The sequence below is a fragment of the Streptomyces sp. NBC_00335 genome, from assembly GCF_036127095.1.
GTDB lineage: Bacteria > Actinomycetota > Actinomycetes > Streptomycetales > Streptomycetaceae > Streptomyces.
On sequence record NZ_CP108006.1, the window covers coordinates 2,318,363 to 2,332,170 of the forward strand.

At 70.9% G+C, this 13,808-nt stretch carries 10 protein-coding genes; 3 read left to right on the forward strand and 7 right to left on the reverse strand.

The genetic code is table 11. The features are described 5' to 3' along the window. Positions 1-61: 61 nt before the first annotated feature. Positions 62-961 carry a 4-hydroxy-tetrahydrodipicolinate synthase gene (gene dapA / locus OHA37_RS10155; RefSeq protein ID WP_266904008.1) on the reverse strand — a complete coding sequence of 300 codons (900 nt, stop codon included), beginning with the start codon at positions 959-961 and terminating at the stop codon, positions 62-64. A 460-nt stretch (positions 962-1,421) separates the two neighbouring features. On the opposite strand from dapA, the gene OHA37_RS10160 reads away from it, so the two are divergent. Both OHA37_RS10160 and OHA37_RS10165 read left to right on the forward strand, forming a co-directional pair. Then, on the forward strand, positions 1,422-1,661 hold the full coding sequence (locus OHA37_RS10160; protein WP_266904009.1) for a hypothetical protein: 240 nt from the start codon (positions 1,422-1,424) through the stop codon (positions 1,659-1,661). A gap of 48 nt (positions 1,662-1,709) precedes the next feature. Further along, positions 1,710-2,267, forward strand: coding sequence for a PH domain-containing protein (locus tag OHA37_RS10165; RefSeq protein ID WP_266904010.1), 558 nt, complete (start codon positions 1,710-1,712; stop codon positions 2,265-2,267). 58 nt (positions 2,268-2,325) lie between these two features. On the opposite strand, the gene OHA37_RS10170 is transcribed toward OHA37_RS10165, so the two are convergent. The 6 genes from OHA37_RS10170 to eccD all read right to left on the reverse strand — a co-directional run bounded on the left by OHA37_RS10170 (position 2,326) and on the right by eccD (position 9,483). Beyond that, the gene (locus OHA37_RS10170; RefSeq protein WP_266904011.1) at positions 2,326-2,778 is read right to left on the reverse strand and encodes a hypothetical protein; all 453 of its coding nucleotides are present in this window, start codon (positions 2,776-2,778) and stop codon (positions 2,326-2,328) included. Positions 2,779-2,794: 16 nt separating this feature from the next. Further along, on the reverse strand, positions 2,795-3,547 hold the full coding sequence (gene dapB / locus OHA37_RS10175; RefSeq protein ID WP_266904012.1) for a 4-hydroxy-tetrahydrodipicolinate reductase: 753 nt from the start codon (positions 3,545-3,547) through the stop codon (positions 2,795-2,797). A gap of 75 nt (positions 3,548-3,622) precedes the next feature. After that, positions 3,623-5,002, reverse strand: coding sequence for a M16 family metallopeptidase (locus OHA37_RS10180; RefSeq protein WP_266904013.1), 1,380 nt, complete (start codon positions 5,000-5,002; stop codon positions 3,623-3,625). Then, positions 4,999-7,221 (reverse strand): polyribonucleotide nucleotidyltransferase, encoded by a 2,223-nt coding sequence (locus tag OHA37_RS10185; protein WP_266912647.1) that lies wholly within the window; start codon positions 7,219-7,221, stop codon positions 4,999-5,001. The genes OHA37_RS10180 and OHA37_RS10185 overlap by 4 nt, the downstream gene beginning before the upstream one ends. A 296-nt stretch (positions 7,222-7,517) precedes the next feature. Beyond that, a complete protein-coding gene (rpsO, locus tag OHA37_RS10190; protein WP_243337509.1) occupies positions 7,518-7,805 on the reverse strand; it encodes a 30S ribosomal protein S15 in 288 nt (95 codons plus the stop codon). A 172-nt stretch (positions 7,806-7,977) separates the two neighbouring features. After that, positions 7,978-9,483, reverse strand: coding sequence for a type VII secretion integral membrane protein EccD (gene eccD, locus OHA37_RS10195; RefSeq protein WP_266904014.1), 1,506 nt, complete (start codon positions 9,481-9,483; stop codon positions 7,978-7,980). Between the two features lie 238 nt (positions 9,484-9,721). Here eccD and eccCa point away from each other — a divergent pair, with 238 nt between their 5' ends. Next, positions 9,722-13,699 carry a type VII secretion protein EccCa gene (eccCa, locus tag OHA37_RS10200; RefSeq protein ID WP_266904015.1) on the forward strand — a complete coding sequence of 1,326 codons (3,978 nt, stop codon included), beginning with the start codon at positions 9,722-9,724 and terminating at the stop codon, positions 13,697-13,699. Positions 13,700-13,808: the final 109 nt, after the last annotated feature.

The window sequence follows — 13,808 nt, forward strand, 5'->3', positions numbered from 1 at the left end:
GTCATTCGTGCACTTGCTGTCGTCTTGTGTGGTTCTGCTTATTCAGTTGTGAAGTCTGATGTCAGAGCTGTACCCCGCCGGCGGCAAGATCGATCTTGAGCTGCGCCGTCTCTTCGGCGGTCAGCTCGACCAGCGGGAGTCGCAGCGGGCCCGCGGGCAGGCCCTGCAGGTTCAGCGCGCCCTTGGTGGTGATCACACCCTGGGTGCGGAACATGCCGGTGAAGACGGGGAGCAGCTTCTGGTGGATCTCGGTGGCCTTCTGGACGTCGCCGCCCAGGTGGGCTTCGAGCATCTCGCGGAGCTCGGGGCTGACCACGTGACCCACCACGGAGACGAAGCCGACCGCGCCGACCGACAGGAGCGGCAGGTTCAGCATGTCGTCACCGGAGTACCAGGCCAGGCCGCTCTGTGCGATGGCCCAGCTTGCGCGTCCGAGGTCGCCCTTGGCGTCCTTGTTGGCAACGATACGGGGGTGCTCGGCCAGCCGGACGAGTGTTTCCGTATTGATCGGGACACCACTGCGGCCCGGGATGTCGTAGAGCATGACCGGCAGCTCTGTGGCATCGGCGATCGCCGTGAAGTGCCGGAAGAGGCCCTCCTGCGGCGGCTTGCTGTAGTACGGGGTGACCGCGAGCAGGCCGTGGGCACCGGTGCGCTCGGCCTGACGGGCGAGCTCGAGGGTGTGACGGGTGTCATTGGTGCCGATGCCGGCGACCACGTGGGCCCGGTCTCCGACCGCTTCGAGTACGGCTCGTACGAGGTCGTTTTTCTCCGCGTCAGTGGTGGTCGGCGACTCACCGGTGGTGCCGTTGATGATCAGGCCGTCGTTGCCTGCGTCCACCAGGTGGACGGCGAGCTGCTGCGCGCCATCGAGGTCAAGTGCGCCATCCGCCGTAAACGGCGTGATCATGGCGGTGAGGACCCGCCCGAAGGGGGTCTGCGGAGTCGAGATCGGAGCCATGGGTAACACGCTACTCGCTGCCATGCTCGCGGTGTCCCCTCGGGGGACGTGATGACGGTGTTGGAGCCCGGCACTGCCTGCTCGGGGGTTCAAGCAGTGCCGGGTCCGTTTGATCAGCCTAGATGAACTTTACGAAACGTGGCAATACGGACACTTCGGACTTGTTCCGTACATCAGTGCGGAGCCGGTCGATCGGGCCGTACGGGGCACCGCGGCCGACTGCCGCCAGAGCGCGGACGGCGGCGCTCCGCCCGGAAGAAAGTACCGGCCGGCAGGGCCGAACGGGCAGCTCGGGCTCCGCCCGGCTCGCGGTCGGCGGAGCTGACGCGGCGCCAGGGAATTTGGCCAATTTCGCGAAAACCGGCACCGATCGGGCCTTTCGCTCGTCCTACCCGGTAGAACGTCCGCCCATCCCGCCCCCACCGCACCGGGGCCCCGACCGTGAGGAGAGTCGTTCCCCATGTTCCGCCGGCGCGAACCCGTCCCGTTCGCCTTCGTCGCCGAGGCCGACCGATTCCGCAGCAACGTCACTCCGCCGCCGCGCGAGAGTCTGGGCAAGACCCAGATCGCCGCCCGTAGTCTGGTCGGACTGACCGTCGTGGCGGGACTCGTCGGATCACTGCTCTTCGGCATCCCCGCACTGCAGCCGAGCCACGCACCGGCGAAGTCGCAGCAGTCGGAGGCATCCGAGGGACGGTAGCCTCACGGGCACAGCCCAACCGAACGTGCATGTGAGTGAGGTCCTGCCGTGCCCCTGCCCTTCCTGACGGCCGACGGCGCATTCGACGCGCACGACAACGGGGAGACGCTCCCCTACGAAGACCCCGACCGGTGGCGTCGCCCCTACCGTCCGGGCCCCTGGCGGGTGGCCATCGCCGCGGTGATGCTCCTGGTCGGCTCGTTCATGCTGTTCGCCACGGTGATCATCGTGGCCGCCGGCACCTGGCCCGGCGCCCTGGGCGGTCTGCTGGCCTCGCTCGCCGTGGTCGGCTCCGCCCTGCGGCTGCTGCGCACGGGCGTCTGGGTGAGCCCCAAGGGGCTGCGCGTGGCGGGGTTCTTCACCACCCGCTCGATCCCCTGGAACCAGGTCGGCGAAGTCCGCACGGTGCAGCAGCCCGTCCGCTGGCTCGGGCTGCCGAGGACCGTACAGGGCCAGGCCCTGACCGTGGCCGCGCGCGGAGGCGCCGAGCTGCCGGTCCTGCTGACCGACCACAACGCCGATTTCCTGTCGCGCACCGAGGCCTTCGACCGGGCCGCCGACTCGGTCGAGGCCTGGGCCGAGGAGTACCGGGCCGTGCCCGCCTGAGGCGGTCCGCCCCGGCGCCCCTGAGCGGGCGTCACGCGCACGGGAAGCCCGTACAGGCTCAGGCTTGTACGGGCTTTCCGTCGTGCAGGGAGATGGCCCGCTGCATGGCTTTGCGGGCCCGCGGGGTGTCGCGGGCGTCGTGGTAGGCGATGGCGAGGCGGAACCAGCTGCGCCAGTCCCCCGGCGCGTCCTCCGTCTCGGCCTTGCGGCGCGCGAAGACCTCGTCGGCCGAGTCCCGCAGGATCCGGCCGTACTTGTCCCGCTCCAGCTCGTCCACCGGCAGTCCGCCCTCTGCCTCCAGCTCGGCTCCGAGCTGGTTGGCCTTGGTGACGAAGCGGGTGTTCTTCCAGAGGAACCAGACACCGATGACCGGCAGGATCAGCACGGCCACCCCGAAGGTGACGGTGAGCCAGGTCCCGTGCCGGATCAGCATCAGGCCCCTGCTGCCGGCCAGGACGAAGTACACGACCAGGACCGCGGCCGTGATGAAGTAGAGGATCTTCGCGCGCATGGGGACCGCCTGCTCGTCAGCCGAGTTCGAGGAAGTTTTCCAGGCCGAAGGTGAGGCCCGGAGTCTGCGTCACGCGGCGCGCGCCGAGCAGGATGCCCGGCATGAAGCTGCTGTGGTGCAGGGAGTCGTGACGGATGGTCAGGGTCTCGCCCTCACCGCCGAGGAGCACCTCCTGGTGGGCCAGCAGGCCGCGCAGGCGGATCGCGTGCACCGGGACGCCGTCGACGTCGGCGCCGCGCGCTCCGTCGAGCGCGGAGGCGGTGGCGTCGGGCTGCGCGCCGAGGCCGGCCTCGGCGCGGGCGGCCGCGATGAGCTGCGCCGTACGGGTCGCCGTGCCGGAGGGGGCGTCGACCTTGTTCGGGTGGTGCAGTTCGACGACCTCGACGGACTCGAAGTAGCGCGCGGCCTGCGCGGCGAACTTCATGGTGAGGACGGCGCCGATGGAGAAGTTCGGGGCGATGAGCACACCGGTCGCCGGGGAAGCGGCGAGCCAGGTGTTCAGCCGGGCGAGGCGGTCCTCGGTCCAGCCGGTGGTGCCGACCACTCCGTGGATGCCGTGGCGGACGAGGAACTCCAGGTTCTCCATCACCGAGGCGGGGGTGGTCAGCTCGACCGCGACCTGGGCGCCGGCGTCGGCCAGCGTCTCCAGCTTGTCTCCGCGGCCGAGGGCGGCCACCAGTTCCATGTCCCCGGCGGCCTCGACGGCCTTGACCGCCTCGGAGCCGATGCGGCCCTGGGCGCCGAGAACTGCCACGCGCAGCTTGCTCATGTCATTCCTTAAAGTGCGTACGGGCCCGGGCCCTGTCCCGGGGCCCGGGCGACGTGCTCCTGAGAGGGGCCTTGGCTAGGCGACGGCCTCGTCGAGACGGGCCGCCTGCTTCTCCTTCAGCGGGCCGATCACCGCGAGCGAGGGCCGCTGCGCCAGGACGTCCTGCGCGACCGAGCGCACTTCGTCCGGGGTGACGGCCGCGATCCGGGCCAGCAGGTCGTCGACCGACATCTGGTCGCCCCAGCACAGCTCGCTCTTGCCGATGCGGTTCATGATCGCGCCGGTGTCCTCCAGGCCGAGGACGGTGGAGCCGGACAGCTGGCCGACGGCCCGCCGGATCTCCTCGTCGGTGAGCCCGTCGGAGGCGACCTTGTCCAGCTCGTCCCGGCAGATCCGCAGTACGTCGTGGACCTGGTTGGGGCGGCAGCCGGCGTAGACGCCGAAGAGGCCGGTGTCGGCGAAGCCCGAGGTGTACGAGTACACGCTGTAGGCGAGGCCGCGCTTCTCCCTGACCTCCTGGAAGAGGCGGGAGGACATGCCGCCGCCGAGCGCGGTGTTCAGTACGCCGAGCGCCCAGCGGCGCTCGTCGGTGCGGGCCAGGGCCGGCATGCCGAGGACCACGTGGGCCTGCTCGGTCTTGCGGTTGACCAGCTCGACGCGGCCGGAGGTGCGGATCCGCTTGGTGCCGGATCGCGGGCCGACCGGTTCGGCGTCGGTGCGGGTCAGGGCGCCGGCCTTTTCGAAGGCCGCGCGGACCTGGCGTACGACCTTGTTGTGGTCGACGTTGCCCGCGGCCGCCACGACCAGGTGGGTGGGGTCGTAGTGCTTCTTGTAGAAGCGGCGGATCCGGTCGGCGGTGAGCGCGTTGATCGTGTCGACGGTGCCGAGGACGGGGCGCCCGAGCGGGGTGTCCCCGTACATGGTCTGGGCGAACAGGTCGTGGACCATGTCGCCCGGGTCGTCCTCGGTCATCGCGATCTCTTCGAGGATGACTCCGCGCTCGGCGTCGACATCGGATTCGAGGATCAGCGAGCCGGTGAGCATGTCGCACACGACGTCGATGGCCAGCGGCAGGTCTGTGTCGAGCACCCGTGCGTAGTAGCAGGTGTACTCCTTCGCCGTGAAGGCGTTCATCTCTCCGCCGACCGCGTCGATCGCGGAGGAGATGTCGAGGGCACTGCGCTTCTCGGTGCCCTTGAAGAGGAGGTGCTCCAGGTAGTGCGTGGCGCCGTTCAGCGAAGGCGTCTCGTCCCGGGATCCGACGTGCGCCCAGATCCCGAAGGTGGCGGAGCGGACGGACGGCAGCGTCTCCGTGACCACGCGCAGTCCGCCGGGGAGGACCGTGCGCCGGACGGTGCCGATGCCGTTCGCGCCCTTGAGCAGTGTTTGGGTACGGGCGACGGCCCGCCCCTCCGAAGAGGGGCGGGCCGTCACACGGGAACTACGCGACGTCACTTGTCGGAGTCGTCCTTGTCAGCGTCGTCGCCGGCGGCCTCGCCGTCGATCACGGGGACCAGGGAGAGCTTGCCGCGGGAGTCGATCTCGGCGATCTCGACCTGGACCTTGGTGCCGACCGCGAGCACGTCCTCGACGTTCTCCACGCGCTTGCCACCGGCGAGCTTGCGGATCTGCGAGATGTGCAGCAGGCCGTCCTTGCCGGGCATGAGGGAGACGAAGGCACCGAAGGTGGTGGTCTTGACGACCGTACCCAGGTAGCGCTCGCCGACCTCCGGCATGGTCGGGTTGGCGATCTGGTTGATCGTGGCGCGGGCAGCCTCGGCGGCCGGACCGTCGGCGGCACCGATGTAGATGGTGCCGTCGTCCTCGATCGTGATCTCGGCGCCGGTGTCCTCCTGGATCTGGTTGATCATCTTGCCCTTGGGGCCGATGACCTCACCGATCTTGTCCACCGGGATCTTGACGGTGATGATCCGGGGGGCGAACGGGGACATGGCGTCCGGCGTGTCGATCGCTTCCATCATCACGTCGAGGATGTGGAGGCGGGCGTCGCGGGCCTGCTTGAGGGCGGCGGCCAGAACCGAGGCCGGGATGCCGTCGAGCTTGGTGTCCAGCTGGAGCGCGGTGACGAACTCCTTGGTGCCGGCGACCTTGAAGTCCATGTCGCCGAAGGCGTCCTCCGCACCGAGGATGTCGGTGAGGGCGACGTAGTGGGTCTTGCCGTCGATCTCCTGCGAGATCAGGCCCATGGCGATACCGGCGACGGGGGCCTTGAGGGGCACACCGGCGTTCAGCAGGGACATGGTGGAGGCGCAGACCGAGCCCATGGACGTCGAGCCGTTGGAGCCGAGAGCCTCGGACACCTGGCGGATCGCGTAGGGGAACTCCTCGCGCGTCGGGAGGACCGGCACGATCGCGCGCTCGGCGAGCGCGCCGTGGCCGATCTCGCGGCGCTTCGGCGAACCGACGCGGCCGGTCTCGCCGACCGAGTACGGCGGGAAGTTGTAGTTGTGCATGTAGCGCTTGCGGGTCACCGGGGAGAGGGTGTCCAGCTGCTGCTCCATGCGGAGCATGTTGAGGGTGGTGACGCCCAGGATCTGGGTCTCGCCACGCTCGAACAGCGCCGAGCCGTGCACGCGCGGGATGGCCTCGACCTCGGCGGCGAGGGTACGGATGTCCGTGAGCCCGCGGCCGTCGATGCGGACCTTGTCCTTGATGACGCGCTCGCGGACCAGGGCCTTGGTCAGGCCTCGGTACGCGGCGGAGATCTCCTTCTCGCGGCCTTCGAAGGCCGGGAGGAGCTTCTCGGCGGCGATCTCCTTGACGCGGTCCAGCTCGGCCTCGCGGTCCTGCTTGCCCGCGATGGTCAGCGCCTGGGAGAGCTCGCCCTTGACCGCGGCCGAGAGGGCCTCGTAGACGTCGGCCTGGTAGTCCAGGAAGACCGGGAACTCGCCCTCGGGCTTGGCGGCCTTGGCGGCCAGGTCGGCCTGGGCCTTGCAGAGGACCTTGATGAAGGGCTTCGAGGCGTCGAGGCCGGCGGCCACGACCTCCTCGGTCGGCGCCTCGGCGCCGCCCTTGATCAGGGCGATGGTCTTCTCGGTGGCCTCGGCCTCGACCATCATGATCGCGACGTCGCCGTCCTCGAGCACGCGGCCCGCGACGACCATGTCGAAGACGGCGTCCTCGAGCTCGGTGTGCGTCGGGAAGGCAACCCACTGGCCGCGGATCAGCGCGACGCGGACGCCGCCGATCGGGCCGGAGAAGGGCAGGCCGGCCAGCTGGGTGGACGCGGAGGCGGCGTTGATCGCCACGACGTCGTACAGGTGGTCGGGGTTGAGCGCCATGATCGTCGCGACGACCTGGATCTCGTTGCGCAGGCCCTTCTTGAAGGACGGGCGCAGCGGGCGGTCGATCAGGCGACAGGTGAGGATCGCGTCCTCGGAGGGGCGACCCTCGCGGCGGAAGAACGAGCCGGGGATCTTGCCGGCCGCGTACTGGCGCTCCTCGACGTCCACCGTGAGGGGGAAGAAGTCGAGCTGGTCCTTGGGCTTCTTCGACGCGGTGGTGGCGGAAAGCACCATCGTGTCGTCGTCCAGGTAGGCAACGGCGGAGCCGGCGGCCTGGCGGGCCAGACGGCCCGTCTCGAAGCGGATGGTGCGGGTGCCGAAGGAACCGTTGTCAATGACGGCCTCGGCGTAGTGGGTCTCGTTCTCCACTAGCGTTTTCTCCATTTTCGTCGTCTCCGTCCGCCACCCGTGTGGTGGTGGACGGTTGCGGAGAAGCGCTCCTGGCGTGCGGGCCGGTCTTCGATCGAAGCAGCCGGGCGAAGCCCCGTACGGGCTTTCCGGATGCCACTACCGAGGACCGGCGGCGTGGGAGGGCGCTCCTCCTCTTCAGTTGTGCACGTCTTAAGAAGTGGACGCTTCCAGACTACAAAGCGTCCGGTACGTCGCGCACGTACAGCAAAGGGAGCGGCCCACTCAATGTGGGAACCGCTCCCTTCACAGCGTCTTTACTTGGCGCCGGCCGCACCGCGGCGGATGCCGAGGCGCTCGACCAGCGTACGGAAGCGCTGGATGTCCTTCTTGGCCAGGTACTGCAGCAGGCGGCGACGCTGGCCGACCAGGATCAGCAGACCACGACGGGAGTGGTGGTCGTGCTTGTGCGACTTCAGGTGCTCGGTCAGGTCCGAGATGCGGCGGGACAGCATCGCGACCTGGACCTCGGGGGAGCCGGTGTCGCCCTCCTTGGCACCAAACTCTGCGATGAGCTGCTTCTTGACTGCGGCGTCGAGCGGCACGCGTACTCCTTGTAATAGGTCTACATAGCCACCGAGTGCCCCAGGTCGAATTCTCTGGGGATCTTCCGTAACTCGGGAGGCGGGGTCCGCTGAGCGCAGCCCCTGGAGGATTCCCGGGGCGCGTACACAAACGGCCGTCACACAGACTACCAGGCTGCCGCAGGCCCTCGTCTCAGCTGGTGAGAGCCCGGGCCTTGGCGTAGACGTCGAGCACGGCCAGGGTCAGCGGGACCAGGCTGAGCAGGACCGCCCCCTCGGTGAGGTCGAGGAGCCGCCCCCAGAAGGGTGACAGACCCTTGCGGGGAATGACCAATGCAATTCCGGCGAGGAGCGCCGCTCCGGCGGCGACGGCGGCGGAGAGCCAGAGCGTACGGATCTCCAGGCCGCTGTGGTCCCCGTAGAGGGCGAGCTCCTTGAGCAGGGCGAGCGGCGGGTGCATCGCGAGACCGAGGACGAGCAGGCCGAGGGCGGCGAAGCCGGCCACGAGGGCGCAGGCGACCTGGGAGGTGTAGCGGAAGAGGCGGGCGCGCAGCAGCATGGCGAGCCCGGTGGCCAGGGCCAGGAGCCGGGCCCAGGTGTTGTCCGAGAAGCCGAGGACGGCGGCGGAGCCGACGGCGACGGCCGCGCAGCCGCCGACGAGGCCGAGGAGCATCTCGTGGCCGCGGCGGGCCTGGGCGGCGATGGCCTCGGCGTCGAGCGGGGCTCCGGAGTCGTGCCCGTCGGTGGCGGAGCGCTCACCGTACGGCTCGCTCTCGTAGCGGTCCGGGGTCTCGTACTCGGCGGTGGCGCTCTGCGGGGCGGCGTAGCCGATGGGGAGCCGGGCGAAACGGGCGGAGAAGCCGGGGAGGAAGGCGACGAGGCCGATGGCGGCGGGGGCGCAGACGGCCGCGGCGGAGGTCGCGCCGGCGTCGGCGGTGATCGCGGCGAACGTGGCCAGGGTCCCGGTGGCGGCGAGGAAGGTGACCGCGACGAAGGGTGCGTCGCCGTCGGGGGTGAGGGCGACGAGGGCGACGGAGGCGACGAGCACGCAGACGCAGCCGAGGAGGAACTGGAGCCGGCCGGGGCCCTGGCCCGCGGCGGGGGCGATGATGCCGGAGCCGGCGAGCAGCAGGTGCGGTACGGCGGCGAGGCCGAGGGCTACGGCGGAGCCGCGGTCGCGGTAGACCCGGGCGCGGACGCCCGCGGCGGCGGTGAGGAGCACGCCGACGGAGCCGGCGATGATGCCGGGCAGTCCGTGCATGTCGTGCAGGACGGGGTCGGCGTACCAGAGGACGAAGCCGAGCAGGACGAAGAGGACGGCGGCGCCGGTCAGGCCCGCGCCGCGCAGCATGTCGTCGCTCCAGCGGTGGCGGTCGCGCACCACGGCGGCGGCGACGGCGTCGGAGACGTCGTCGAAGACGGCGGGCGGCAGGGAGTCCGCGAAGGGGCGCAGGCTCAGTACTTCGCCGTCCAGGACCTGCTGGGCCGCGAGGGTGCGGGCGCCGTCGAGGACGGTGCCGGAGCGCAGGACCAGGTGGAAGCCGGTGGGTGCGCCGACGGGCTGGGTCTGGCCGGTGAGGCGCAGCAGCTCGGGGTAGATGTCGGCGACGGCGATGTCCTCGGGGAGGGCGACGTCTATGCGGCTGTCGGGAGCCACGACGGTGACCCTGCGGAAGCCGGTCGCCTCGGCGGTGTTCACCTGATGCCCCCCGGTGGGTGTGTGCGTTGGTGTGCGTGCGGGTGCGCCGGTGACGGTGGTCCGCCCGCCGGTGCGCAGCCGATTCGCGGATGCGCATGCCGCGCGCGCCACCCTACCGGGAGTGCCGATGACTGTCGGCAAGTAGGATCACCTCTCTGCGGAGGAGACCCCCTTCGCGCCCGGGACTTGAGGGCGCCGGTTGCGACGTCCCGTCTGTTTTCGAGGGATTGATGCTCCGGTGAGCCAGATCGTCGTCAAACGTCCGCCCCGGTCGCTGCCGCCCGAAGTGCCTTCGGACGAACTGAGGCTGGAGGCACCGCCCGAACTCCCCCGGGGGCAGCAGGAGGGCGTGCTGATGCAGCTCCTCCCGATGCTCGGGATGGGCTCGTCCGCCGTCTTCTTCTTCATGCCGGGTGCCGCGCCGTTCATGCGCATCATGGGCGTGCTGATGATGGTGTCGACGGTGGGCATGCTGGTGGCCCAATTGATGCGGCACCGGCGCGGTACGCAAGGGCAAATGGCCGATATCCGGCGGGACTACCTCAAGTACCTGGCTCAAACCCGCCGTCAGGTACGGAGGACCGCGCGGGCCCAGCGTGACGCGCAGCTGTATCTGCACCCGGCTCCGGAGCAGTTGTGGTCGGTGGTGGCCGAGGGTTCGCGGCTGTGGGAGCGGCGGGTCGGCGACGCGGACTTCGGGCAGGCCCGGCTGGGGCTGGGCGCGCAGCGGCTGGCGACCCCGCTGGTGGCTCCGGACACGGCGCCGGTGGACGAGCTGGAGCCGCTGGCGGCCGGCGCCATGCAGCGGTTCCTGCGGGTGCATTCCTCGCTGGACGGGCTGCCGATGGCGGTGTCGTTGCGGGCGTTCTACCACGTGACGGTCTCCGGGGAGCCTGAGTCCGCGCGGGGCACCGCGCGGGCGCTCGTGGCGCAACTGGCGACCCTGCACTCCCCCGAGGACCTGATGGTGGCCGTGGTGGCGGCACCGGGCGCGGTGGCGGAGTGGGACTGGGTGAAGTGGCTGCCGCACACGCAGGTTCCGGGTCAGATCGACGGGGCCGGCACGAAGCGGCTGTTCGGCGACGACCTCGTGGAGGTGGAGGGGCTGCTCGGTTCCCGGCTGGAGGGGCGGCCCCGGTTCAGCCGGGAGGGGACCCCGGTGCTGGACCAGCCGCACGTGGTCCTCGTACTGGACTCGGGGTCCCGTGGCGGTCTGGTGCCGCCGGATTCGGTGTTCGCCGCTGCCGAGGGGCTGCAGGGGGTCACCGTCGTCGAGGTGGTGGCGGGCGAGCTGGACGAGGCGCGCGGCGGGCTGTCGGTCGTGGTGCGGCCGGGACGGCTGCGGCTGGAGTCGGGTGCGGGCTTCGCCTACGAGGGCCTGCCGGACACCCTGTCGCTGCCGGCGGCCGAGGCGCTGGCCCGGCAGCTGGCGCCGCTGCGGACGGGCGGCGGGGACGAGGACGAGCCGCTGCTGGCCAATCTGGACTTCACCGACCTGCTGAACCTGGGCGACGCGGCCGCCGTGGACGTGGCCCGGACCTGGCGGCCGCGCTCCGCCGGCGAGCGGCTGCGCGTGCCGATCGGGGTCGGCGAGGACGGCTCCCCGGTGATGCTGGACCTGAAGGAGGCCGCGCAGGAGGGCATGGGCCCGCACGGGCTGTGCGTGGGCGCGACCGGTTCGGGCAAGTCGGAGCTGCTGCGCACGCTGGTGCTGGGGCTGGCCGTCACGCACACCTCGGAGACGCTGAACTTCGTACTCGCCGACTTCAAGGGCGGTGCGACCTTCACCGGGATGGGGCAGATGCCGCACGTCGCGGCGGTCATCACCAACCTGGCGGACGACCTCACGCTCGTGGACCGCATGGGCGACTCGATCCGCGGCGAGCTGCAGCGCCGCCAGGAGCTGCTGCGTTCCGCGGGCAACTACGCGAACATCCACGACTACGAGAAGGCCCGCGCGGCGGGTGCTCCGCTGGAGCCGCTGGCCTCGCTGGTGCTGGTCATCGACGAGTTCTCCGAGCTGCTGACGGCGAAGCCGGACTTCATCGACATGTTCATCCAGATCGGCCGCATCGGCCGGTCGCTGGGCGTCCACCTGCTGCTGGCCTCGCAGCGGCTGGAGGAGGGCAAGCTGCGCGGGCTCGACACGTACCTGTCGTACCGGATCGGTCTGCGGACCTTCTCGGCGGCGGAGTCGCGTACCGCGATCGGCGTGCCGGACGCCTACCACCTGCCGTCGGTGCCCGGTTCGGGCTACCTGAAGTTCGGTACGGACGAGATGACGCGCTTCAAGGCGGCGTACGTCTCGGGTACTTACCGCTCGGGCGGCCCGGACCTGTCGGTCGGGCTGTTCCCGGTGGAGCGGCGGCCCGTGCTGTTCACGGCGGCGCCGGTGCCGGTGGTGTACGCGGCTCCGGACCCGGCGTACCTGTCGGCGCGGGCGGAGCAGGAGGCGCGGGCCGGGGACGACGCGCTGGCGGACACGGTGCTGGACGTGATCGTGGGACGGCTGGAGGGGCAGGGGGTGCCGGCGCACCAGGTGTGGCTGCCGCCGCTGGACCAGGCTCCGCCGCTGGACCAGCTGCTGCCGGCGCTGGCGCCGAGCGCGGAGCGCGGGCTGCACGCGGAGGGGTACACGCGGCCGGGCGGGCTGGTCGTACCGCTCGGGCTCATCGACAAGCCTTTCGAGCAGCGGCGCGAGGTGCTGTACCGGGACTTCTCCGGTGCGGCGGGCCACATGATGGTGGTCGGCGGTCCGCAGTCGGGCAAGTCCACGCTGATGCGGACGCTGATCTCCTCGTTCGCGCTGACGCACACTCCGCGCGAGGTGCAGTTCTACGGGCTGGACTTCGGCGGCGGCGGTCTGTCCTCACTGGCCGAACTGCCGCACGTGGGCGGGATCGCGTCCCGGCTGGACCCGGAGCGGGTGCGGCGCACGGTCGCGGAGGTGGCCGGGGTGCTGCGCCGGCGCGAGGAGTTCTTCCGCGCGAACGGCATCGACTCGATCGGCACCTACCGGCGCCGGAGGGCCGCGGGCGAGCTGCCCGGGGAGGCCTGGGGCGACGTGTTCCTGGTCGTCGACGGCTGGGGCGGCTTCCGGGGCGAGTACGAGGCCCTGGAGCAGGTCGTCACGGACATCGCGTCCCGCGGACTGGGATACGGCATCCACGTGGTGATCACGGTCGCCCGGTACATGGAGGTCCGGGCCGCGCTGAAGGACCAGATCCTCAGCCGGCTGGAACTGCGCCTCGGCGATGTCATGGACTCCGAGTTCGACCGCAAGGTGGCGGCGAACGTCCCGGCGGGGATGCCGGGACGCGGCCAGGTCGCGGAGAAGCTGCACTTCCTGGGCGCGCTGCCGCGGGTCGACGGCTCGCACGCGGCGCACGACCTGTCGGAGGCCACGACCGCCTTCGTGGACGCCGTGAAGCAGAACTGGGCCGGCCAGGCCGCCCCCGGCGTACGGCTGCTGCCGCGGCTGCTCCACGCGGACCAGCTCCCCAAGGGCGGGGAGTACCCGGAGCGCGGGATCGCGATCGGCATCGACGAGACCGAGCTGGAGCCGGTGTTCGTCGACTTCGAGACCGACCCCTTCCTCCTCGTGTTCGGCGAGAGCGAGTCGGGCAAGACGAACCTGCTGCGGCTCATCTCGCAGCGGATCGCGGAGCGCTACGGCCCGGACCGGGCGCGCCTGGTGGTCGGCGACTACCGGCGCGGCCTGCTCGGCGCGCTGCCGGAGGAGCACCTGCTGGAGTACGCGCCGATGGCGAGCTCCCTGCAGATGCACATGGAGGCGCTGGCCGGGGTGTTCGCCCGCCGGCAGCCGCCGCAGGACGTCACGCCGCAGCAGTTGCGCGACCGCAGCTGGTGGACGGGCCCGGACGTGTTCATCATCATCGACGACTTCGACCTGGTGGCCACGAGCCAGGGCAATCCGCTGGCGCAGCTGGTGGAGTTCCTGCCGTTCGCCCGGGACACGGGCGTGCGCTTCGTGATCGCGCGCAGCTCGGCGGGTGCCTCGCGGGCGCTGTACGAGCCGTTCATGCAGCGGATCAAGGAGCTGGGCGCGCAGGGCGTGGTGCTGTCCGGCGACCCGTCCGAGGGCGATCTGGTCGGCAGCGTGCGGCCGCGCCCCATGCCTCCGGGCCGGGCCTCCTTCGTCTCGCGCAAGCGCGGGACCTCGCTGATCCAGATCGGGCGGATGCCGGGGATGTAGGGCGGGACGCCGGCCGGTGCGTGGAGGCGGGGGCCCGGGAGGGTTCCGGAAAGCCTCCCGCGCCCGGCTGGTCACCGTCGATAATCGGCAGGGATCGCACCACCGAAGG

Coding starts and splice junctions, on each gene's coding strand:
- dapB (WP_266904012.1), bottom strand. CDS start 3,547: ATGAGCAAGCTGCGCGTGGCAGTTCTCGGCGCCCAGGGCCGCATCGGC.
- dapA (WP_266904008.1), bottom strand. CDS start 961: ATGGCTCCGATCTCGACTCCGCAGACCCCCTTCGGGCGGGTCCTCACC.
- OHA37_RS10160 (WP_266904009.1), top strand. CDS start 1,422: ATGTTCCGCCGGCGCGAACCCGTCCCGTTCGCCTTCGTCGCCGAGGCC.
- OHA37_RS10170 (WP_266904011.1), bottom strand. CDS start 2,778: ATGCGCGCGAAGATCCTCTACTTCATCACGGCCGCGGTCCTGGTCGTG.